Consider the following 22536-nt stretch of genomic DNA (forward strand, 5'->3'; position numbering starts at 1 on the left):
CGGGCGGAGGAGTGCGGAAAAGGGTGGCGAATACCGATCCAGACGTGCTTCTGCTCTTTCCCCCGCAGACAGAAGCCCGGCTCTTCCCTTATCTGAGCCTTCCATATCTGACCGGTTATCTCCGGCGGGCGGGCCGTACGGCGCGCCAGGCCGACCTGAATCTGGAACTGTTCCACGACCTCCTCGCTCCCGAACCGCTGAGGCACGCCCAAGAACGCCACCTGGCCCCGGCCCGCACGGACATGAAGAGCTGGTACCGGGCCGCGATGGCCGAGACCGCCCGCCGCTTCCTGCCGGAGCTGCGCAGTCAGGTTCTCGCCAAGAGCGGTGCCGGGACGCTCGGCGCCGACCGGGCCGTACGGCTGGCCAACCAGGCGGTCGAAGTCGTCCTTGAGGAATCCTTCCTGACCCGTACGTGGCCGAGCCTGCGCACGCTGGACGAGCAGGTGCGGCAGACCGCGGCCCTGCCGGCGAGCGCCCTGGACACACCGACGGCGACATTGCGGCGCCTGGTGGAGCGCACGCTCGCCGGCTCCCGCCCGCGCGTCATCGGGCTCTCCGTCGCCTTCTTCAGTCAGATCGCACCCGCCCTGCTCATAGCCGCCTGGGCGCGGGCGCTGGCCCCCGAGGCACGCATCTGGCTGGGCGGCCAGCAGGTGATGCTGCGTCAGGACGACCTGATAGCACTGGCTTCCGTGCGCGACTCGGTGGACGCCCTGTGCGTGACCGCGGGAGAGGAGCCCCTGACCCGGGCCCTTGACGCGTTGGACGGTGCGCTGCCGGAAAGCGAGGTGCCCGGTGTGCGGCGCCCCCGCGAGGACGCGCAGCCCCGCCCCGTCCGTACCTCGTTCCGGGACGCCGCGACGCCGGACTTCGACGACCTCCCGGTCCGCTCCTACGTCGCCGAGGACTTCCAACTCGCCGTCGTGTCCTGCGTCGGCTGCTACTGGGGCCGGTGCGTCTTCTGCTCCTACGGGAACCGGTCCCTGCCGCAAGGCGCCTACCAGCAGGGCACCCCGGGCCAGATCGCCGACGCCGTGGAGCACACGGTCCGTACCCATGGAGTGGACTTCGTCGCCATCGTCGACGAGAACACCAACCTCAGACTCGTCACCCAGGCGATGCGCGAAGTGCGCCGCCGCGGTGTGCGCGTCACCTTCAGTACCCGCAACCGGCTCGAATCCGTACTGCTCGACCCCGGCTTCTGCCGGGAACTGGCCTCACTCGGCTGCGTCTTGATGAGCGTGGGCTACGAGACCAACGCGCAGCGCCTGCTCGACCGGATGGACAAGGGCGTGCGGGCCGCGGATTACCAGACCATCATCGACAACGTCGTCGGCGCAGGCATCAACCTCCGGCTGTCGGTCATGGGGGGCCTCTTCGACGAGACCGAAGCGGAGGCGGCGGAGTCGCGGCGCTTCCTCGGCAGCAACGAGGACAAGATCGGCATCGACGTGCTCCAGCTGATGGTGGCCGAGCCGGGGACCCTTCTCGCGAACAATGCCGAGGAATACGGCGTGCGGCTCGACCGCACCGGGGCGCTGGCCGGCAACCCCGAACTGAACTACCTCGGCGGACGACACGGCTACCCGCTGTCCGTTCCTGGCGGGCCGGAGCGCGATGAGTCACTGCGCCGGCTGCTCGACACCTTCGAAGGGGTGCGTCCGCAGGGCAATGACGCCCTGCCACCGCATCTGCGCCGCCGGGGTGCCCCGGGCGAGCCGGTGCTGCGCGCCCGGCTGCGGCCCTGGGTCCGGCTCGTGCCGGCCGGCCCCGCGGCCGCCATGGTCGACGCGGACCGGAACGTCACGCTGCTCGCCGACCTGATCTGGCAGCAGGTGTTCGCCCTGCCGCGCGCCGACGTGGCCGTCGAGCAGGAGGACGGCACCCTGCTGATCGCCCGCACAGCCTCAGGAGGCGCCCGGCTCAGGCGTCTGGCCGCCGCGGACGCGGTGGTCGCCGTCCCGTCCCGCCACCTCGTCCCGGGGAGCCGCTGATGGCCGCCGCGCCCGCACTGCTCACACACCGAACCACCCGGCTGGGTCTGGGCGTGGGTATGGACCTGCCGTGGGGGGAGCGGATCGGTTTCGCCCCGAGCGCCGACGGCGGGGACGTGACGCCGCGCGTCCGGGCGTTCCTTCGCCGCCACGAGGAGCACTACGGCTACTCGTTCTTCGCCTTCCAGCCCCGCGACCGTGCCCGGCTGCGGGCCGCCGACTACGTCGTCGCGTACGACCGGCTGTACGACGCCATGCCCGCGGGCCGGCCGCGGGCCTTCCACCAGACGCTCTTGAACATGGGGACGCCGGAGCGCTACGACCGCCGGCCGGTGGCGGACTTCACCAACGAACTCCACGCCCGGTACGGCTTCTCATGGGTAGTGGAGGACCTGGGCATCTGGAGCCTCCAGGGCCGCCCGCTGCCCTACCCCCTCCCGCCGGTCATGACCGAGCGGGGACTGGAACGCGCGACGTCCAACGCCCGCGAGGCCAGGGAACTCCTGGAACCCGAACTCCACGTGGAATTCCCGGGATTCACCGAAGGCGGGTCCTTCGTGCTCGGCGCGATGGACGCCTTCGACTACTTCCGTCGCCTCGCCGACGACGCGGACGTCTGGGTCACCCTGGACGTCGGCCACCTGCTGAGCTACCAGTGGCTGCGCGGCCGGACCGGGCCGGCGATGTACGAGGGCCTTGAGTCCCTGCCCCTGGAGCGCTGCCGCGAACTTCACCTCTCCGGCTGCCAGATCGTGCGGGGGAAGTTCCGCGACCTGCACCACGGGGTGCTGCTCGACGAGCAGATCGACCTCACCCGCCACCTGCTGCCCAGGTGCCCGAACCTGCTGGGCGTCACCTACGAGGACCCCGTCTACAACGAGGACGGCGAGCTCACCCCGAAGAGCAGGCCCAACTACGAGCGGCTGCGCGACGTCGTGGCGCAGTGGATGGACGGCGAGGCCTCATGACGTCCACGACCGGACCGTCCCCGGAATCCGCTGCCGCCGACCCCTCCGAACTCGACGCCGACGAGCTGACGGACCTCTTGCTGCGGCTGCTGACCGACGACGAGTTCCGGAACGGTCTGGCACGCGAGGGGGCATCAGCCATCGCCCGCAACCGCGCAGAACTCGGCTGCCTGGCCACGATCGACCAGGACGAACTTGAGTACACGGCCCGGAGGTTCCGCGGCAACCTCTGGAGCGGAGACGCGGGAGCCGGCATCAGCGCCGCCTTTCCGCGCTCCCTGGAGCTCCTGGCGCGAGCGGGGTGGAACCGTGAGCGCCTGCTGGCTGCCTTTCTGCGCTCCCCGGAATTCACGCAGTACCGGGCGCTGCCCTACACCGGTGAGGGCATCTCCCTTGAGGAGGCGTTCGGCCGCTTCGCCACAGGACTGTCCGGCGACGCGAACAGCGGGGATCCGTCGGACGAGGTTGCCGGAGGACATGACCTGTCCAGCACCCTCGTGCACGAGATGCTGATGGCGCTGCTGACCGCGCTCGTGCACGAGGCGCCGGTGGCGTTCCGCACCGACCTCGCCCAGATCATGCCCACGACGCACGGCTACGCTGCCGTGCACCACCATCCGCCGGCCCTGCTCGCCACCTGGCGGGGCACCGACCGCTCGGCGGGCCAGGTGGTGGAGGAGGGGCGCGAACCGGTGCCGTGTCTGTACTCCAGCACCCCGCGCGGCCTGGCCTTCGGCCCGGTGTCGCCGTACACCGCGGAGGCGCTCACGATCCCCGGACACCCGGCGGCCGATGAGGTGCGCCAGGCGCTGCTGAAACGAGGACTGTGGTGACGGCACTGGAAGAACTACGAGAGGGACTGGTCATCGTGCCCGAGCACGGGCACATCCTGCCGGTGTGGGACACCCGCGGCTTCCACGGTGAGCACCTGCTCTTCTTCGACCGGCACCTCGACCTGAAACACGTGCCCGCGGCGGACTGCGAAGCGCTCGCCGCCCTGCGGGGCCGTCCCGAGGACCTGGCCGCCGAAGGCCGCAGGCTGCCGTTCCGCGAACCCGGCCACGGGCGGTACGGGCTGGACGACTTCCTCTACCCGGCCCTGGCCGGCAACTGGCTGGCCTCGGTGTGCTGGGTCGTACCGGGCGAGGCAGGGCGCGACCCGGCCAGAGCACTCCTGGACGCGCTGAGCCTGGTGCCCCACGTCGGGCATCAGGTCATGGACACCTTCAGCCGCGAGCCGTGGGGGGCCCGCGCCACGCTGCCGGTCGGGAGCGTGTCCTGCACCGGACTCGACGCCTTGGGCCCCGCGGTCCTGGACACCGTCACCGCCGTCGACCTCGACCTGGACTTCTTCGTGGACAGCGACGGCCGGGCTGACCACACCGTGGCAGCGGTGCTGGCCGCGCTGGGCAACAACCCTGCGCGGTACGGCAGTTGGACCGGATCGATGAGCGTGTCCAGCGGCTTCGTACCGCAGCGGTCCGCGGACGCGCTGGCCCGGCAATGGGCGGACGCCCTGCACAAGGAGTTGAGGACACCGCCCGCCGAGACCTTCACCCGGCACGCCGACGCCGCCGTTCCCGAACGCGGGCTGACCGCCGCCGCGCTCGGCGCACCGGTCGGCCCCGCAGAGCTGGAGCGCCTGTGGGAGGAGGAACTCGCGGCGTTCGGCGCACAAGGCGCCACCCTGCGCGCCGTCCTCGACGCGCAGGCCGGCCGGGTGGACGAGGCCATCGCCGGCGTGGGACGCGCCCGCGCCCTGGGAGCCCGCGCCTCATGGCCCGCCTACGTCGGCGGACTCGCCGCCATGCGTGCCGGGCGGCACGCGGACGCACTGGAACTGTTCCCCCTGTGCACCGAGGACATCTCCGACACCCTCGACGCCCACGCGGCCATTCTGGAGATCATCTGCGCTCTGCGGGCCGGACGCGCCCGCTTCGCGGTGGAGCAGGCCCGCCGAGCCCTGCACGTCATTCCGCTCCACCGCGATGTCGCCGGACTGCTCGACCGGGCCGGACGCAGCGCCGGAGACAGAGCCGCACAGCACGACGCCCAACAGCACGCCAAGGCCCTCGCGGAGGTGTGGGATGGGCGATGAGACACCGTTCCTGCCCGGAATGAGCCGTGAGCTCTTCTACTCCGAGTACTTCCGCCGCAAGCCGTTCGTGCTGCGCGGCGCCGCTGAACACCTCCTGACGCCCGCCCTGGAGGAGCCCGAGTTCGACGAGATCCGGCGCCGGATGCTCCGCGACCATCCGGTGCAGGCCGTCGAACGCCCCGGCGAGGCCTGGTTCATCCGGGTCGCCGACCTGGCCAGCCCCCGGCTGGCCGCGCTCAGCGCCGGCGTACGGCAAGCCCTGGACTGGCCGAACGTGTGGTGCGACACCGTGCAGACCCTCACCACGTCCGGCATCGGCTGCCACTTCGACGACAGCGACAACTTCGTCGTCCAGCAACAGGGCACCAAACGCTGGCAGTTGTCGCCACCGTCGGGACTGCCCGACGAATCGCTGCGTCGGCGCATGCTGGGTGACCGCTCCGTGGGCACCGCCTATATGCCGGACGACGCCCTGGAGTTCGTGCTTGAGCCGGGTGACATCCTCTATCTGCCCATCTTCTGGAGCCACTGGGGGGTGAGCGAGGGGGCCTCGCTCAGCGTGAGCATCGCCCTGAACTCGGCCAACGCCCTCAGCGACGTCATGCCCCTGCTCACCGGGGAACTCGCCGGACAGCGCGCCTGGTGGGCACCCATGGCACCGGACGGCGGTCTCGATTTCTTGTGGAAGGCGCTGGACGATCCCGCACTGCGTCGCCGAGTCGAGGACGCCTACCGGAGCAAGCGAGCGGCGGCGGTCGCCGCCGCCCCCGTGCGGACGAAGGCCACGGCGCCCGCCGCGAGCCACCCCACCGATACCTCCGAGCCGAGCACACCCCGGCCGGCACGCCAGGCACCGGACGGTCTCTCCTTCGCCTTGGGCGACGCAGCGCTGAGCACACTGCTGCGCGCGCCACAACAGCCCGTACAGGCAAGTGGGTTGCTCACCGACCTGACCGGCGAGGGCACGTGGTCGCCGGCCCACCGGGCCCACACCCGGCACGTACTGCTGCTTGTGCTGCGTCTGCTGCGGCACTTCGACGCCAAGTGGGCTGCCCTGCCCGGCGTGCGAAGCTCCGCACAGGCGGTCATCGACGTGCTGGCCGGTGCCGACACGGCGGAACTGGAGGCGGTGGCCCGTCATCCCGTCGTCCTCGGTGCCGTCCGGCGTGCCGAACACGAGATCGCGGCGGACTACCACGACTCCAGCGGCGCCTTCGTCGCCCAACTCGTCCCGGCCGTCCTTGCCACAGCGGTCCGCCGCCCCGAGCTCCTGGCCGACCGGACCGTCGCGGTGGTGTCCTCGCAGCCCCACGCCCTCGCCGTTCTGCCGCTCGCCGAGCACTGGGCGGTACCCGGCGGCCCGGCCGATCCCGTGGCGCTGCGCCTTGACGCCGCCGACGCGCACCCCCTGCTGCGCACCGCCGACGGAACCTGGCACCGCGCGGAGCGCCGGCCCATCGCCGCGGTCCACGGCAGCGGGCTGCTGCTCCTGGGCGCGCACAACTGGTGGAACACCGCGCTCACGCACGGAGTGACGTGGCACTGCGGCCAGTTGCCCCCACCCGGCCCGCAGGACGCGACGCCGGCCGCCGACGCGCTCGCGCTGCTCGCCGACTGCTGGCCGGAGGCGCGCGCCGCGGTGGAAGCGAGCCTGGTGGTCATGGCCGAGCCGGCGGGCGCGGCGGAGTGGCTGGGCTGGCGGCGGGACGAGCACGGACGTGATCCGGCGCTGACCCGCGCCATGGGCCTGGTGACCGTGCTGGCGAGGAGCCGCTGGCGGATCATCACCGATCTGTTCCCCGTGGCCGGTCCGCTGCCCCCCGTCACCTCCCCGTGGGACGGCGTCCCGCGGTCGGCGGCCTGGGCGAGCGGCCAGGTCGTAGCCGCCCGCACACAGGCCGAGTTCGCCCGCCGACTGCGTCGGCACGGCCACCAGGACCCGGCCCTCGCCCGGACCGTGGACGCCGCCATGGCGAAGGCGGAAGCTGTCCGGGCCGCGCTGCCCTCCTGCGCGGACGGCGCCGTCGACGGCTGGTTCGACGCCTTCTCGGCGTTCCAGAACACACTCACGGACAGAAAGACTTCATGAACGCTTCGTCCAGCCCCGCACCCGCAGCTCCCGCACCCGGAGACACCGGAGCCGAGCCGCCCGAGGGCACCGGCTCATGGCGCACCGTGCTGCGAGAGCCGCGCTTTGCCCGTGTATGGGCCAGCCAACTGACCAGTTCACTGGGCGACCAGGTGTTCCCGTTCGCCATCGCCACCAACCTCCTCATCGACGACCACAGTGTCACCGGCTTCGGCACCGTACTGGCCGCCCGCGCCCTCGGCATGGCTCTGTGCGTCCTGATCGGCGGCGTGATCGCCGACCGGTTCCCACGCGCCCGGATCATGGCCTGTGTCGACGTGCTGCGCACCGTGGTCGTCGGCGTGGCGGCCATCGCCGCGATCGGCTCGCCGCCCTGGGTGCTGGCCCTGCTCGTGCTGTTCGTCGGCGCGGGCGAGGCCTTCTTCGACCCGGCCTACGAGTCGCTGCTGCCCAGGTTGCTGCCCAAGCGCCAACTGGAGGCGGCCAATTCACTCACCACCGCGACCGAGCGGACCCTGGGCGTGCTCGGCCCCACCGTGGCCGGGGCCGCGGTCGCCGTGCTGGGCGCCCGCAACGCGCTCCTCTTCGACGCCGTCACCTTCGCGATCAGCGCCGCGCTGCTCCTGGGCGTCCGCGAGAAGAAGGAGGTGCGGCCTGCGCCCGAGCCCGGCTCGCTGCTCAAGGAAGTGGGATCCGGCTTCCGCGAGGCCCGTGCGAGGCCCTGGGTCTGGGCCGTCCTGTGGATGTCCGTCTTCCACATGATCACGACCGTTCCCGTGTGGTTCGTTCTGCTGCCCGACCGGCTGCTCCAGTCCAAGTCCGACACCATCGGCTACGGCGTCGTGATGGCCGCCTTCTCGGCGGGAGCCCTGGCCGGCGGGATCCTGGTGCGCCGGGGCAGGCGAAGCGGCTCAGGCACACTGGCACTGCTGAGCCTTCTGCCCTTCGGGCTCGCCGTGGCGCTGCTGGGCGTGACCACATCGGTGCCGGTGCTCGCCCTGGTCGCGGTGCCGGCCGGAGGGGGGCTCGCGGTCTTCCAAGTGCTCTGGATGAGCGCCCTGCAGCGTCACATCCCCGATGAATTCCTGGGCCGGATCATGTCCCTGGACTGGCTCGCCTCGACCGCTGCCGCGCCCCTCGGTTACGCGCTGGTGGGCCTGGCTCTCGCCGGGGTGCCGGTGTGGGTCATCACCTTCACGGGCGCGGGCCTGTTCGCGGTGAGCACGCTCGCGCCGCTTTTGAACGCCGGTGTCCGCGAGTTCGGAGGACCGAGGGCCGAGGCACCCGTGCTGGAACCGGAGGCCGGCTGAAGCCCGTACGCGACTGCGGGCGGGCCTCCCGGCCTGTCCGCACGCGCGCCGCACCACACCCGCAAGGAGACGGTATGCCCGACCTCGTGACACAGCTCCCGGCACCTGAGCGGGTGCACGTGGACGTGTCCTCACTGCGCCCCCTGTTCCAGGAGGCCGCCCCGGCGCCGGACCTCGCACTCGCGGTCCTGCCGGGGCACCCCCAGGACCCCACTCGCACAATCGCGCGGATGGCGGCGAAGATCTACCTCAAGCGACTGCTCGTCCAACTCCGCGACCACGGTGCCGCGTCCGCTCCGGCGGACGTCAGGCGCTGGGCACAAGGGATGGTGGACGGTCTGCTGCGGATGCCGCACGAAGCCCTGCTGCGGCTGGTGCTGACCCCGGGCGTCACCTCCTGGACCAGGACGGCCCAGGGGGCGACGGCGGATGGCCGGGCCCTCAGCCCCCGCGCCCTGCTCGGCCATCTCGGCGCCTTCCTCCTGCCGGACCTGCTCGCTCCGCGGACGGTGACGGCGGCCGAGGTCCCGGTCATCGCCGAGGCCGGCGAAGTCGTACTCCCTGCCGCGCGCGTGGCGCTGCGGGTCCCGGGCGCCGAGGGAGTCCTCACCGTACGCGCCACGGAGAGCGGTCTGCGGGTGGCCGCGGAGGGACGCACGTACGACATCCCGTGGGCCTGCCTGCCGGACGGGCCGGGCGGGCCGGCGCAGGAGCACCCGTCGGTCCGCGCGCTGACGGTACTGCCCGGCGGGCCGCTGCTGACCGGACCGCTGCCCTGGCATCGGATCGCCTACCCCTCAGAGGCCGAGGGTCCGTTGGACCTCGGGCCGGAGGACTTCGCACGGTTCGCCGGGGACATCGGCTCGGGCTGGGACACGGTGCGCCGCCTCTGGCCCGAGGCGGCGGACGTGGTGCGCGGCACCACGCTGCACATCATGCCCGTCCGCAGCCAGGGGAACTGGCCGTTCAACTTCACCCTGCCCAGCTTCCGGGGCCTGGTGCTCACCAGCGGGCGGCCCACCTACCTCTCGGCCCAGACCCTGGTGCACGAAAGCGGCCACAACCGGTTCAACTCGATCCTGGACGTGTACTCCGTTGCCGAGAACGCCGCCGAAGAGCACTACTCGCCCTTCGTCGAAGCAACCCGCCCGCTGGTCAACATCTTTCACGGGGTCCTGTCGTTCCTGAACGACGTGCACATGGCCATCCGCTGCGTCGACTCCTTCTCGCCCGCGGACGGGCCCGCCATCGAGCCCTACGTCGACGACATCACCGCGCGACTCGCCGTCGGCCTCGACACCTTGGAGCGTCATGCCAGGACCACCGAGCAGGGCGCCCAACTGCTGGCCGGATTCAGGGCCGCGATGCCGGCATGAACCCGCGGCCCGAGACGACCGCCTGCCGTGCGGTGACGGTCCGCGGCCCGGAATCGCAACCGCGTGCTGCGGAGCGGACGGAGGGTGAGCACGGCGAGGCACCCCTCGCCACCGCGTCATGGCTCCTGGCGACCGCACTGAACGTGCATCGGATGGCCGCCCGGCTCGCCGCCGGGCAGCGCGCGGCCGGCGACAGCGTCGAGGCGGTCGCCAAACTGGTCAGCCGCTGGACCAGCCTGAGCGGCGACGCCGTGCCACCGGCCGGACACATCCGCCTTGAGGCGCTGGTGGAGATCCGCAAGCCGGGCGTGCGACGGCCGCTGCTCCTGTGGCAGTGGTCCGGGCCCGACCCGGTGGAGGCGCTGGCGGCGTCGCTCCCCCGGCTCGACCGTGAGCTGCACGCCGTCGCCCGTGCGGTGCCCCTGCCCGAGACGTTCGCGGGGCCGGTGGTCCTTGCGCCCGAGACCGCCGTGCATTTCGTCCACGAGACGCTGGGCCACAGCTTGGAGGCCGACAACTACCGTACGTACGGAGCCGGTTGTGGCCTGGCTCTCGGTACGAAGGTGAGCGTGCCGCATCTCGGCGTCGTGGACGGTCCCCGTGCCGGTCTGGAATCCTCCCGCCCCCAGGACGACGAAGGCCATCCCTCCCTGAGCACTCCGCTCGTGGATGCCGGAGTGGTGGGGGGAGTACTGACCGATGCCGCGGAGGCCCGGCGGCAGCGCCTGCCGCGTACCGGCAACGGCAGACGGGCGTCGGGGGCGGCGAAGGCCCTGCCCCGCATGTCGGCACTCCACGTCGCCCGGGGCACCACGCCCGCTGCCGAGCTGATCCGTTCCGTGTGCTGCGGCCTCTACTGCCGGGGTGCCTGGGGCGGCGGCTCCGTGGAGGAGTTCTTCGCCGTGCGTCCTGCGTACGCGGAATGGATCGAGGACGGCGAACTCACGGGCTCATACGTGTACGGCTTCGATCTCAAGGGCCGCAAGACCAGCGGGCTGCGAGCACTGCGCGAGGTGGGGGACGACATGGGCGTCTTCAACCCGGTCACCGGCTGCGGCAAGGACGGCCAAGAACTCCCGGTCAGCATGTGCGGCCCGTCGTTCGGCTTCGACCGGCTCCACGCCGTCCCCATCGGCCGGCCACGAACCGCTCCGCCGCCCGCGGACGGGGGTGGCGCACTCGGCGGTACGGCCTAGCAGGGGATCGACCTGCTGTCTCCGGTGCACTCGTAGATTTCGCATCCCGTCTGGGACTGGAACAGCACGCTGTTCGGCGACGGGACAGCCGCCATCTCGATGACCGGCATCGATCCAGCGGCCACCGTCCAGTTCCGCCCTCTGAGCTCTCACCCAGAGCGTGCTGCTACTTCCCGTGCTTCCAGGTGTGGTGCTTGGCGTCCCAGCGCTGCCAAACGCCGTTGTGGTGGCGCTTCCAGCTGTGGGTGTGCGCGTCCCACTGGGCGTAGGAGTGGGTTTCGGCGTCCCAGCGCAGCCAGACGTGATGCTTGGCGTCCCAGCGGTCCGCCTTCTTGTCGACGGCCACGTCCCAGCCGAGGTGACGGTGCAGGCCGTGGTCTCCCTTGTTCTTTTCTCCCTTGTGCTTTCCGTGGTCACCGTCGCCCTTGTACTCGTGTGCGACCTGAGTGTCCTGCGGGGCGGCGGATACGGCGCTCGCGGCCGCCCCCGCGGCTCCGGTCAGCAAGGCTGCCGACGTGGCGACCGTGGCAACGCGACGCGTCCATGCGTGAGACATGAGGGTGCTCCTGATTCAGGGGGATCCCATCGGCTTCGGGTGTCGCGGGAACCCAACTCTCTTGGTACGAAGTGCATCTTGGGTCTGCCGTGGCATGGGTCGAGGAGAACCCGGCGTTTTCCGCCCGACCGGATGACTTGACGGCTCGCTCGCTGACGGCAGGTTCACCCTTGACCGGCCCAACTGCGGTCGCCGCAAAGGAGCAGCAGCAATTCCGGGAGGTACTCGTCAGCCCGTAGGTTCGTATCCCGCAGGTGAGTGCGGAGGGTGCGGTTTACACCGCGGATTTCGTGGTCGGTTCGCGGCGGCGCTGGGCGCTGTCGCTGATACGGATCAGCAGGGCCACCATCAGCCAGTTGGCGACCATGGAGGAGCCGCCCTTGGCGAGGAACGGCAGCGCCTTGCCGGTCAGCGGGATCAGGCCCATGACGCCGCCCGAGACGACGAACACCTGGAGCAGGAGCGCACCGGCCAGGCCGGCCGCCAGGAGCTTGCCGAACGGGTCGCGGGCCAGGACGGCGATGCGCAGTCCGCGCTGTGCGAGGAGGCCGTACAGGAGCAGGACCGCCATCACCCCGGCCAGGCCCAGCTCTTCGCCGACGGTTGTGAGGATGAAGTCGCTGTTGCCTGCGAAGCCGATGAGTTCGGGGTGGCCCTGACCGAGGCCCGTCCCGGTGATGCCGCCGCTGCCGAAGCTGAACAGGGCCTGGCCGAGCTGTTCGGAGATGCCCGCCTTCTGCCCGGCGGGCGTGAAGGCGTCCATCGGGTTGAGCCAGGCCACCACCCGGCCGTGAACGTGCGGCTCCATCGAGCCGACCACTCCGGCCCCGACCACGGCCATGAGCAGGCCGCACACCACCCAGCTGGTCCGCTCGGTGGCCATGTACAGCATGATCACGAACAGGCCGAAGAAGATCAGGGACGTACCGAGGTCGCGCTCGAAGATGAGCACGAGGAGGCTGAGCACCCAGATGGTGGCGATCGGGCCCATCTGCCGGCCGGGCGGCAGCCGCATGCCGAGGAACCGTCGGCCGGTCAGGGCGAGCGCGTCGCGGTTGACCGTGAGGTAGCCCGCGAAGAACACCGCGATCATGATCTTCACAAACTCGCCGGGCTGCACGGACAGCGGCCCCAGCATGATCCACCGCTTGGCGCCGAACTGGTCCGCACCGAAGAACGCCGGAGCCATCAGCAGCACCAGGGCGACCGCCATCATCACATACAGGTACCGCTGCAACCAGCGGTGATCACGCAGGACGAGCAGCACACCGACACAGACGGCCACCCCGATGACCGTCCACATCAGCTGCCCGCTGCCCGCCTGGGGAATCCTCAGACGACGCTCGGCCGCATACGTGATGTCGAGCCGGTACATCAGCACCAGACCGAGCCCGGTGAGCAGCAGGGCGAGCGGCAGGATCAGCGGATCGGCCCGCGATGCCCAGCGCCGCACCGCCAGGTGCGGCACCACCGCGAGCAGGAAGACCGCGGCGGCGAACCCGGGCAGCCCCGAGGGCATTCGACCGTCCATGGACAGACCGGTATAGGTGTAGCCGCCCACGGTGATCAGTACGACGAAGCCGAGCAGCCACGCCTCGGTGCGCCGCCGGTTGGGCGCCTGCGCGAGCGCCGCGAACGACATCGTGTGCCCGTAATCGTCCTCTGAGCCCGCACCCTCCCGCGACCGCGATCGGGTCGCGTTCGTCAGTCCCCGCACAGAAGCCTCCCACCCCGGGAGAACCGCAGGCCCAGAAGCATCGCACCACCCGCGCTCGCGGCATTGACGCGCCGGAGGACGACAGGCATCCCGAGCCGGTTCCTGCGGGCTCTCCTCATAGACACTTGCTAAGTTGCGCCATTATGCAACTAATCGGGACTACGGTACGACCCGCCGGCCGAAACCGCGAACGCCGGGTGGCCCGACTCCGCCGACTCAACGGCGAAGCACCTGCCGGCCACACGGGCACCCGGTGCCCATCGCGAGCCCCGCGCTCGGCGCGACGGCGTTCAGCGAATCGCTGGGCCGGGCACAGTGGCTCGGAAATTCGGCCCATCCGCAGGAGTAGCGGTTCCTAACCCCGTGGAGCCCACTAAAACAACGTCGAATGGACAGAGAACCTTCATATGAGAGTTCGATGAAGAGCCCCCTACTCGGCGTAATCTCGCCGCCGGCGTCCGTTAGCCTCGGCAACGGATCGACGCCAAGGCGGTCAACCCTTCGATGCGCGTCCTCCCCCTTGGCGGCGGCACCAGGAGTTCCGCGCCGCCTCCCGAGTCGCAGACCAGCAAGAAAAGGTTGATGGACGTCATCGAGAACCGTGGTTTCGCCACTGGCGCGATCTGGCCCGTTGCTCCCGCCGCTCCCGCCCGGACCCTGCTCGACATCCTGGTGGCCTCCGCCGAGGCGTACCCGCACGCCCCAGCTCTCGATGCGGGCGGCACCGTGCTCGACTACCGGACGCTGATGCACGAGGTGAACGAGTTCGCCGGACGGCTCGCGGCCTACGGGGTCGGCAACGGCGACCGGGTCGGCGTCCGGGTGCCCTCGGGCACCTCGGACCTGTACGTCGCCATCCTGGCCGTGCTGCGGGTCGGCGCCGCGTACGTACCGGTGGACGCCGACGACCCCGACGAGCGGGCCGCGATGATCTGGGAGGACGCCCAGGTCTGCGCGGTGCTCGGCGCCGGCCGGAGCATCACGCCCAGCCCGACCGTGCGCCCCGGCGGGCGGCCTTCCTGGCCAAGCCCGGACGACGACTGCTGGATCATCTTCACCTCCGGCACCACCGGACGGCCCAAGGGCGTCGCGGTCAGCCACCGCGGCGCCGCGGCCTTCGCGGACGCCGAGGCCCGACTCTTCCTCCAGGGCGCCCCGGTCGGACCGGGCGACCGGGTGCTGGCCGGCCTGTCCGTCGCCTTCGACGCCTCCTGCGAGGAGATGTGGCTGGCCTGGCGGCACGCCGCCTGCCTGGTGCCCGCGCCGCGCTCGCTGGTCAAAACCGGCACCGACCTCGGCCCCTGGCTGGTCGAGCGCGGGATCACCGTGATCTCCACCGTGCCCACGCTGCTCGCGCTGTGGCCGGTGGAGTGCCTGGAGCGGGTCCGCCTGGTCATCGTCGGCGGCGAGTCCTGCCCACCCGAGCTGGTGGAACGCATCGCCTCGCCGCAGCGCGAGTTCTGGAACACCTACGGCCCGACCGAGACCACCGTCGTCGCCACCGCCGCCCAGATGTTCCCGGGCCGGCCGGTCCGGATCGGCGCCCCGCTGGACGGCTGGGAGATCGCCGTCATGGACGAGCAGGGCCACCCGGTGCCCTGGGGCGGCACCGGCGAGCTGGTGATCGGCGGCGTCGGCACCGCCCGCTACCTGGACCCGGCCAAGGACGCCGAGAAGTACGGCAGCAGCCCCTACCTGTACAGCCCGCGCGTCTACCGCAGCGGCGACCTGGTCCGCGCAGAGCCCGACGGCCTGATCTTCGTCGGCCGCGCCGACGAGCAGGTCAAGCTGTCCGGCCGCCGGATCGAGCTCGGCGAGGTGGACTCGGCACTCCAGGCCCTGCCGGGCGTGCGTGCCGCCGCCGCTGCCGTCCGCAAGACCCCCGCCGGCGGCGAGCTGCTGGTCGGCTACCTGGTGCTGCACCCGGGGGCGCCGTACGACCCCGCCGCCGCCCGCGCCCTGCTGCTGGAGCGGCTGCCGCAGGCTCTGGTACCGGTGCTGGCCACCGTGGACGGGCTGCCGACCAAGACCTCCGGCAAGGTCGACCGCAACGCACTGCCCTGGCCTCTTGCCACCTCCGGCCCCGACCCGACGGGCACGGGCCCGCGCCCGACGGGCACGGCCGGCTGGCTGGCCGAGCAGTGGGAGGCCCTGCTCGGCATGCCGGTCGGCGCCGACGGCGACTTCTTCGCGCTCGGCGGCACCAGCCTGGCCGCCGCCAAGCTGGTCTCGGTGCTGCGCACCCGCTGCCCCGGCATCTCCGTCGCGGACGTCTACGCCCACCCCGGGCTGCTCGGCCTCGCCGCCAAGCTGGACGAGCTCAGCGGCCCGGCCCGCCGGGAAAGGCGGGTGCGCCCCACCCCGCGCCGGGTCGGAGTGATCCAGTTCCTGGTGCTCGCCGTCCTCTACACGATCAGCAGCCTGCGCTGGGTGATCGGCCTGGCAGCCCTGGACAACCTGACCTTCGGCACCCTGCGCTGGGCGCCCCACACGTCCTGGTGGGTGATCCTGGCCGGCTGGTTCCTGCTGTCCAGCGCCCCCGCCCGCCTGGTGATCGGCGCCGGTGCGGCCCGAATGCTGACCGCCGGCATGAAGCCGGGCAGCTACCCGCGCGGCGGCTCGGTGCACCTGCGGATCTGGACGGCCGAGCGGGTGGTCACGATGTTCAACGTCGCCTCCCTGATGGGCACTCCCTGGGCCGGACGCTACGCCCGGGTGCTCGGCTGCCGGGTCGGCAAGAACGTCGACCTGCACTCCATGCCCTCGGTGACCGGCCTGGTCAAGCTCGGCGACGGCTGCTCGATCGAGCCGGAGGTCGACATCACCGGCTACTGGCTGGACGGCGACCTCCTGCGCCTCGGCGCGCTGGAAGTCGGCCCCGAGTCCCGGATCGGTACCCGCTCCACGCTGCTGCCGGGCGCCAAGGTGGGCGCCTGGGCCGAGGTCGCCCCGGGCAGCTCGGTACTCGACCCGGTCGCCGACGGCGAGTACTGGCACGGCTCCCCCGCCCGCCCCTCGGGCCGGGTCGCGAACGGCTGGCCCGCGCCGGACCACCGACGCTCCCGCTTCTGGGACCTGATGTACGGCGTCGCGCTGCTCGGCTTCGGCCTGCTGCCGCTGATCGCCGCGGCGCCGTCGCTGCTCCTGCTGTACCCGCTGATCGACACCGACAAGACGCTCGTCCCGGCGATGGTCCAGATGATCGTGGCCACGCCGCTGCTGGTGCTGGTCTCGCTGGCCACCTACTCGCTGCTGCTGATCCTGGTGGTCCGGCTGTTCAGCGTGCCGATCAGGCCCGGCTACCACCCGGCGCACGGCAAGGTCGCCTGGTGCACCTGGATCGTCTCCAGCCTGATGAACGGCGCACGCGGCACCCTCTTCCCGTACTACGCCAGCCTGTTCACCCCGGTCTGGCTGCGCCTGCTGGGCGCGAAGGTCGGCCGCCGTGTGGAGGCGTCCACCGTGCTGACCGTCCCCAAGCTGATGCAGGTGGACGACGGCGCCTTCCTCGCCGACGACACCCTGATCGCACCGTACGAGGTGCGAGGCGGCTGGCTGCGGATCGGCGCCTCCCGAGTCGGCCGCCGGTCCTTCGTCGGCAACTCCGGCATCGTCGGCCCGGGCCGCGAACTGCCCGACAACGCCCTGGTCGGTGTGCTCGCGGACGCCCCCGAGCGGTCCGAGCCCGGCTCGTCCTGGCTCGGCCGGCCCGCCATCGCACTCCCCCGCGTCGTCGACGGCGGCGACCCGAGCCGCACCTACGACCCGCTCCGCCGGCTGATGCTGGCCCGCGCGGTGGTCGAGCTGTGCCGCTTCCTGCCGATCGTCTGCACCGCGCTGCTCGGCGGCGTCGCCTTCGGCGCGCTGCAGGACGTGGTGGACCGTTTCGGCCTGGCGGCCGGGGTGGCCGGCGGCGGGCTGATCCTGCTGGGCCTCGGCGTGGTCGCCTGCGCGATGACGACGCTGGCCAAGTGGCTGCTGGTCGGCCGGTTCAAGGTGGCCGAGCACCCGCTGTGGTCCAGCTTCGTGTGGCGCAACGAGCTGTACGACGTCTTCGTCGAGGAAGTCGCGATGCCCTGGCTCGGCAGCACACTGATCGGCACGCCGTTCCTGAACATCTGGCTGCGCAGCCTGGGCGCGAAGATCGGCCGCGGCGTGTGGTGCGAGACGCACTGGCTGCCGGAGACCGACCTGATCACGCTGGAGGACGGCGTGAGCGTGAACCGGGGCACGGTGCTGCAGACCCACCTGTTCCACGACCGCGTGATGCGCCTGGACACCGTCCACCTGCAGGAGGGCGCCACCCTCGGCCCGCACTCGATCATGCTGCCGGGCTCCCTGCTCGGGACGGGCGCCGCGGTCGGCGCCCACTCCTTGGTGATGCGCGGCGAGGAACTCCCGGGCGGCACCCACTGGCTGGGCAACCCCGTCGCCGCCTGGCCCTCCGGCAGTCCGGAGGCCCAGGCCCAGCGCCCGCACTCGGCGGGCCGCCACCGTCGTCGCCCGAGCCGGGCTCCGGCGCGCCAGCGGGTCGGTGTGTAGGGAGAGCGAACAGAACAGGGGCGCGGGGAACTGCGCGCGGCGGAAGGCACCCCATCTCGCTGGACCTGATACGCGTATCACACTCGCGTATCCGGGAGTCGCTGTTCGGTGTGGAAAGCGTGGGCGGCGGTCACCAGGGTGACGGGGTGATGCCGGCCCGGCCAGGAGCGTCCTTCGAATAGGAGCTCCTGGCCGCTGTCGACCCGGAGTCGGCCGAGCCTCATACGGCGGGCTGAACAGGCCACGGCAGGCAGCACTGGCGGAGTGGTATCCGCCAACAGGCCGCCGTGCCGGGCGAGTTAGGGTCAGGAGCCGAAAGGGAGTGATTGCTTCATGGACATTGAGCAGGCGCGCACCCGTATCGCCGCGATCCGGGCGGCCGATGGCACGGTGTGCGACACCGGTGAGCTGGACCAGCTGTGGGCGGTGCTGGAGACCGTACGCCCTGAGGAGATCCTCGGGACCTGGAAGGGCAGCGGGATCGCCACCGGTCACCGCGTGGAGTCCTTGCTGGCCCAGGCCAGGTGGTACGGCAAGACCTTCCACTCCGTCTCCCGTGTCGAACCCCTGATCTGCCACGACGAGCACGGCGCGCTCTTCTCCAATACTGAGCTGGCCAAGGGCGAGGCAAGCCTGTGGATGGTGGAGTTCCGCGGGGAGGTGACCGCCACGATGGTCTATGACGGACAGCCCGTACTCGACCATTTCAAGCGGGTCGACACCAACACCCTGCTTGGCGTGATGAACGGCAAGAACGTCCTCGACGAAGGGCGCCACTTCTACTTCACTCTCGAACGCGCCTGAAAACTCGGCCAGTTGGCCACAGGTGCCACCCCGCCCCCTGAACTACATCCGCCCCGCCGTCCCGGCCGCGACGCCTGGCGGCTGACAGCACAAGGAAGACCCGCGTGCGCATACAAGCAGCACTGGTGGAGTCCCCCGGCGGCCCCTTCACCATCCACCATCTCAACCTCGACGAGCCGCGGCCGGACGAGATCCTGGTGCGGACCACTGCCGTTGGCATCTGCCACACCGACCTCAGCACACGGCGGATCTGGCCCCCAGAACGTCTGCCCATGGTCTTCGGCCACGAGGGCGCCGGTGTCGTCGAGGCCGTGGGGGACGCGGTGACCACCGTCGTCCCCGGCGACACCGTGTGTCTCAGCTACCGGAGCTGCAACGCCTGCCCACCGTGCGTGACGGGAGCCCCGGCCTACTGCGAGAGCGCCGGCATCCTCAACTTCAGCGGCTCCCGCCCCGACGGCAGCACTCCGCTCTCCCGCCTGGACGGTACCCCGGTCCACGGCAACTTCTTCGGCCAGTCCGCGTTCGCGTCACACTGCTTGACCTTCGAGAGCAACACCGTCAAGGTTCCCGCGGACCTACCCCCGGCTGTGGTCGCGCCCTTGGGATGCGGCGTCCAGACCGGCGTCGGCACGGTCCGCAGCGTCCTGCGTCCGTCGCCGGGCGACACCCTGGCCGTCTTCGGTGCCGGCGGCGTCGGGCTGAGCGCGGTCATGGCAGCCGTCGCCGACAACTGCACCGTCATCGCCATCGACCCCATAGCCGCTCGACGCGCCATGGCCCAGGAACTCGGCGCCGCAGCAGTCATCGACCCCACCACCGAGGACGACGTGGCAGCAGCCGTCCGCGACCTCACGCACGGCGGCCCGCACCACGCCATCGACACCACCGGCCGGCCTGCCGTGATCACCCAGGCCATCAACGCCCTGCGCAAACGAGGCACACTCGCCCTGGTCGGCCTCGGCACCGCCGAGTTCGACACCATGCCCGCGATAACCAAGGGGCTCACCATCCGCGGGGTGACCGAGGGCGACGCCATACCCACCGAGACCATCCCCCAGCTGATCACCCTTCACCGGCAAGGCACGCTCCCCCTGGACAAACTCATCACCGAGTTCCCCTTCAACGACATCGAAACCGCCGCCAAGGCCGCGTCCGAAGGCCACGTCATCAAACCCGTCCTCGCCTTCCCAGACGGGGGATGAGCCCGGCACGGCCCAAGTCAGCACGCCGACAGACCCGTTGCCGCCTTGTGGCCGTTAGCCTGTCGGTATGTCAGACCCCGGGCGGTGCCATAACCGATCCTCACTGTCAGAGCGTGTCATGCCCGGTCGCACGGAAGGCCTGATCACCCTGGGTGCTGCGGACACCCTGTGGGTGGATTTGACGGCCAACAGCGCGGTGCCGACGGCTGCTGGGGCTTTCACCCGCTCTCCTGCCCATGCCCGGGTGGGATACGTCCTGCTCGGCGCCCATGCGGTGGCGACGGTGACAACGAGCGGCGGCCAGTGCAGCGTTGTGGAGGCCCGGGTGCACCGGGCTGCCGCGGAACTGAACGCGGTAGGGATGGACCGGCAGGACCTCGTCCGCATCGGTCCGTTTCGTGGGGTGCCGCGGCAGGAGTGCCACGAGGAAACGCCCTTGCGCTGGCGCCGACGCATCATGCGGGAACTGCAGGAGCCGGGCGGCCCCGAGCGGGCAGCACGACGTGACGAGACCCGGCCGTGTCATCTGGCGGGGATCGACTGGCGACAGCTGCTCGTGGAGCAGACCCGCGAGGGGGCGCAGCGGACGTGGTGGCTACCGCGTGCTGTGGTCAGGCTGCTGGATGCGGCCGAGCACGCCGAAACACGGTGGGTGCAAGCCGCGCGGGCCCGCCAGGCGAGCGGAGCCGTCACCGGGCCGCTCGCCCGCCCCCGGCGGGCCCCAGATGCCGGCCGGCGACAGACGACAAGCCACGAGGGCCGCACCGGCGCACCGCGCCCGTACAACAAAGAGCTGGACGGCCAGCTGTACTCGGTACTCAGCCGGAAGCCCGGTATCTCCCGCAGGGTGGCCGAGTGGGCGTGCGCCGTGTGCCGCACCGCGCCCGCCGGCGTGCTCGACCACTGCCACGAACACGGCTACGTCCGCGCGCCTGTCTGCCAGTCCTGCAACACACAGGAACGCCCCGACCACCTGTACAGCAACGACATCCGGGTGGCCGGCCGCTACACACGCCTCTTCGACACCGACGCCGTCGCCTGGCTCCGCCACTGGCACCGCTGCCCCGGCTGCCGCGCCCGCACCACCCTGCCCCTGCCCCACCTCGCCGCGTGGACCGCCCACACCGCCTGCCGCTCACTGCGCCCGACCCACCGCGCCCCCCGCGGTCGCACGCCCTGCGGCATCCTGCGCGTGTCCTGGACCGGCAGCCAGAACGCGCCCCGGTCCTGCCTGCTCACAGTCGCCGTCGACTTCTGCCCCTCCGGCGAGCACCGCATCCTGGCGCAAGTCCCCTACCGCGAAGCCGCCGAGCGGTTCCGCACCTGGCTGACCGAGACAGCACCTGCCGTGGCCACCGCCGCCGGCCCCGACCGCCTGGACGACCTCCCTACCCAGATCCGGCCCGTCATCGCAGACACCAACGGCGAGGGCCAGGCACTGTTCTGACCGAGTACCGGCAGACCTGACACCACCACCCCGATGGTGTCCGCCGCAGCAGAACAAGCGTCGTCCCGGACAGCGCGGCCACGCTGGTGCCCAGTGCGTCGGCGAGGCGGATCAAGACGCCCCTGCCGGGCGCGGAAGCACGCTCTTCCAGACAGCGCGGCATGGGCTCCCAGCGCTGCCGGAAGGTCGCTGCCGATCGATCGAGGCGCTCGGCGTCCGCGCCTTCCTCAGCCCGGAGAAGCCGTAATGGGCCCATCAGCCCGCTCCCGTCTTGCCCAGTCCGTTCCCGCCACCATGCCCCTCGGACCGAAGGGAACAATGGCCGTGACAACCCGCGCGGGCATGAAGCAGGCGGCGACTACGCGTGTGCCACCACCGCCACCGGACACAGAGCGTGGTGGATCACCGAGTGGGCAACCGGTCCCAGGCGGGCGCCACTTGGGATGCTGCGGCCGACGACCAGCAGGCTCGCCTTGGTGGAGGCCATGAGCAGGTGGTGAGCCGCGCGGCCATGCACCGTCCTCTCCGTCACTTGCGTGTCGTGGAACTTGTTCCGCCAGGGGGTCAGTGCGGTGGCCAGGCCGTGCGTCTTCTCCTCTTCCGGGTCGACCGCCGATCCGGACGGAGCCAGGGGCATCGCCCAGGTGTGCAGGACGTGCAGGGGCGCCCGGCGCGTGGTCGCCGCGTCGAAGGCGTACTCGATGAGCTCGTCGCACGGGTGGTCCAGGTCGATGCCGAGGACGACCGGGCGGTACGGGCCTGCTGCCGAGTCCCAGTGCTCGTCCTCGGTCCGCTCCCCCGCCCGGACCAGAACGACCGGGCGAGTGGCTCGGGCGGCGACCGCCAAGGCGACCGAGCCGACCAGGAATCCGGCGAAGCCGGTGAAGCCGCGGGATCCCAGGGCCAGGGTCTCGGAGGACTCGGCCGCGGCCAGGAGGCCCTCGATCGGCGGACCGGGCACCTGACGGCGGACGATCTCCAGCGTGGGGTGGGCGAAGGCCAGCACCCGGGCGGCCCGGTTCACGGCGTTCGCCACCCGGTCGGCCGGGGCGTCGAGTTCGGGCAGTCCGGTGCGGGCTTCGGGTACCTCGCCTGCGTGGAGGAGCTGGAGGGCCAGTCCGCGGCGGAGGGCTTCGCGGGCGGCCCAGTCGGCGGCGTCCAGGCTTTCGACGGAGCCGTCGATGCCTGCGGTGATGATGCGCTGCATGACGCACCTCCTTGGTGCGATGGA

15 protein-coding genes are annotated in these 22536 nt (G+C 71.4%); 12 read left to right on the forward strand and 3 right to left on the reverse strand.

The window, feature by feature from the left end; all coding sequences use genetic code 11:
- Nucleotides 1-44: 44 nt before the first annotated feature.
- From ACSHXC_RS05615 to ACSHXC_RS05650, 8 genes are all read left to right on the forward strand, one after another.
- Complete coding sequence (locus ACSHXC_RS05615) at nt 45-1997, forward strand: B12-binding domain-containing radical SAM protein (RefSeq protein WP_438290483.1); 1953 nt, start codon at nt 45-47, stop codon at nt 1995-1997.
- Nucleotides 1997-2965 (forward strand): multinuclear nonheme iron-dependent oxidase, encoded by a 969-nt coding sequence (locus ACSHXC_RS05620; RefSeq protein ID WP_438290484.1) that lies wholly within the window; start codon nt 1997-1999, stop codon nt 2963-2965. The genes ACSHXC_RS05615 and ACSHXC_RS05620 overlap by 1 nt, the downstream gene beginning before the upstream one ends.
- Nucleotides 2962-3798, forward strand: a complete 837-nt coding sequence (locus ACSHXC_RS05625; RefSeq protein ID WP_438290485.1) for a hypothetical protein — start codon at nt 2962-2964, stop codon at nt 3796-3798. The genes ACSHXC_RS05620 and ACSHXC_RS05625 overlap by 4 nt, the downstream gene beginning before the upstream one ends.
- Nucleotides 3795-5063 (forward strand): hypothetical protein, encoded by a 1269-nt coding sequence (locus tag ACSHXC_RS05630; protein ID WP_438290486.1) that lies wholly within the window; start codon nt 3795-3797, stop codon nt 5061-5063. The genes ACSHXC_RS05625 and ACSHXC_RS05630 overlap by 4 nt, the downstream gene beginning before the upstream one ends.
- Nucleotides 5053-7152: a JmjC domain-containing protein gene (locus ACSHXC_RS05635; RefSeq protein WP_438290487.1), complete on the forward strand. Its 2100-nt coding sequence runs from the start codon at nt 5053-5055 to the stop codon at nt 7150-7152. The genes ACSHXC_RS05630 and ACSHXC_RS05635 overlap by 11 nt, the downstream gene beginning before the upstream one ends.
- Complete coding sequence (locus ACSHXC_RS05640) at nt 7149-8462, forward strand: MFS transporter (RefSeq protein WP_438290488.1); 1314 nt, start codon at nt 7149-7151, stop codon at nt 8460-8462. The genes ACSHXC_RS05635 and ACSHXC_RS05640 overlap by 4 nt, the downstream gene beginning before the upstream one ends.
- Nucleotides 8463-8536: 74 nt before the next feature.
- Complete coding sequence (locus ACSHXC_RS05645; RefSeq protein WP_438290489.1) at nt 8537-9838, forward strand: aKG-HExxH-type peptide beta-hydroxylase; 1302 nt, start codon at nt 8537-8539, stop codon at nt 9836-9838.
- Nucleotides 9835-11034, forward strand: a complete 1200-nt coding sequence (locus ACSHXC_RS05650) for a metallopeptidase TldD-related protein (protein WP_438290490.1) — start codon at nt 9835-9837, stop codon at nt 11032-11034. The genes ACSHXC_RS05645 and ACSHXC_RS05650 overlap by 4 nt, the downstream gene beginning before the upstream one ends.
- A gap of 166 nt (nt 11035-11200) precedes the next feature.
- Here ACSHXC_RS05650 and ACSHXC_RS05655 read toward each other — a convergent pair whose 3' ends face one another.
- Entirely contained in the window at nt 11201-11590 is a 390-nt protein-coding gene (locus ACSHXC_RS05655) for a hypothetical protein (protein WP_438290491.1), read from the reverse strand.
- A 274-nt stretch (nt 11591-11864) separates the two neighbouring features.
- Nucleotides 11865-13232, reverse strand: a complete 1368-nt coding sequence (locus tag ACSHXC_RS05660) for an FtsW/RodA/SpoVE family cell cycle protein (RefSeq protein WP_438290492.1) — start codon at nt 13230-13232, stop codon at nt 11865-11867.
- 657 nt (nt 13233-13889) lie between these two features.
- Between ACSHXC_RS05660 and ACSHXC_RS05665 the strand changes: the two genes are divergently transcribed.
- From ACSHXC_RS05665 to ACSHXC_RS05680, 4 genes are all read left to right on the forward strand, one after another.
- A complete protein-coding gene (locus tag ACSHXC_RS05665) occupies nt 13890-17849 on the forward strand; it encodes a Pls/PosA family non-ribosomal peptide synthetase (protein ID WP_438290493.1) in 3960 nt (1319 codons plus the stop codon).
- Between the two features lie 333 nt (nt 17850-18182).
- The gene (locus ACSHXC_RS05670; protein WP_438290494.1) at nt 18183-18653 is read left to right on the forward strand and encodes a DUF4334 domain-containing protein; all 471 of its coding nucleotides are present in this window, start codon (nt 18183-18185) and stop codon (nt 18651-18653) included.
- A 104-nt stretch (nt 18654-18757) separates the two neighbouring features.
- Nucleotides 18758-19858 carry an NAD(P)-dependent alcohol dehydrogenase gene (locus ACSHXC_RS05675; RefSeq protein ID WP_438290495.1) on the forward strand — a complete coding sequence of 367 codons (1101 nt, stop codon included), beginning with the start codon at nt 18758-18760 and terminating at the stop codon, nt 19856-19858.
- Nucleotides 19859-19976: 118 nt separating this feature from the next.
- Nucleotides 19977-21305: an endonuclease domain-containing protein gene (locus ACSHXC_RS05680; protein ID WP_438290496.1), complete on the forward strand. Its 1329-nt coding sequence runs from the start codon at nt 19977-19979 to the stop codon at nt 21303-21305.
- Nucleotides 21306-21663: 358 nt separating this feature from the next.
- Here the strand turns inward: ACSHXC_RS05680 and ACSHXC_RS05685 are convergent, their stop codons facing one another.
- Complete coding sequence (locus ACSHXC_RS05685; protein ID WP_438290497.1) at nt 21664-22512, reverse strand: universal stress protein; 849 nt, start codon at nt 22510-22512, stop codon at nt 21664-21666.
- Nucleotides 22513-22536: the final 24 nt, after the last annotated feature.

Origin of the sequence: Streptomyces sp. HUAS TT7 (assembly GCF_051550175.1) — a bacterium.
In the GTDB taxonomy this organism is placed as follows: Bacteria; Actinomycetota; Actinomycetes; order Streptomycetales; family Streptomycetaceae; genus Streptomyces.

Bases quoted from the DNA above. Each gene is read 5' to 3' on its own strand.
- ACSHXC_RS05620 (WP_438290484.1), top strand. From the start codon at position 1,997: ATGGCCGCCGCGCCCGCACTGCTCACACACCGAACCACCCGGCTGGGT.
- ACSHXC_RS05625 (WP_438290485.1), top strand. From the start codon at position 2,962: ATGACGTCCACGACCGGACCGTCCCCGGAATCCGCTGCCGCCGACCCC.
- ACSHXC_RS05635 (WP_438290487.1), top strand. From the start codon at position 5,053: ATGGGCGATGAGACACCGTTCCTGCCCGGAATGAGCCGTGAGCTCTTC.
- ACSHXC_RS05640 (WP_438290488.1), top strand. From the start codon at position 7,149: ATGAACGCTTCGTCCAGCCCCGCACCCGCAGCTCCCGCACCCGGAGAC.
- ACSHXC_RS05645 (WP_438290489.1), top strand. From the start codon at position 8,537: ATGCCCGACCTCGTGACACAGCTCCCGGCACCTGAGCGGGTGCACGTG.
- ACSHXC_RS05650 (WP_438290490.1), top strand. From the start codon at position 9,835: ATGAACCCGCGGCCCGAGACGACCGCCTGCCGTGCGGTGACGGTCCGC.
- ACSHXC_RS05655 (WP_438290491.1), bottom strand. From the start codon at position 11,590: ATGTCTCACGCATGGACGCGTCGCGTTGCCACGGTCGCCACGTCGGCA.
- ACSHXC_RS05660 (WP_438290492.1), bottom strand. From the start codon at position 13,232: ATGTCGTTCGCGGCGCTCGCGCAGGCGCCCAACCGGCGGCGCACCGAG.
- ACSHXC_RS05665 (WP_438290493.1), top strand. From the start codon at position 13,890: ATGGACGTCATCGAGAACCGTGGTTTCGCCACTGGCGCGATCTGGCCC.
- ACSHXC_RS05670 (WP_438290494.1), top strand. From the start codon at position 18,183: ATGGACATTGAGCAGGCGCGCACCCGTATCGCCGCGATCCGGGCGGCC.
- ACSHXC_RS05680 (WP_438290496.1), top strand. From the start codon at position 19,977: ATGCCCGGTCGCACGGAAGGCCTGATCACCCTGGGTGCTGCGGACACC.
- ACSHXC_RS05685 (WP_438290497.1), bottom strand. From the start codon at position 22,512: ATGCAGCGCATCATCACCGCAGGCATCGACGGCTCCGTCGAAAGCCTG.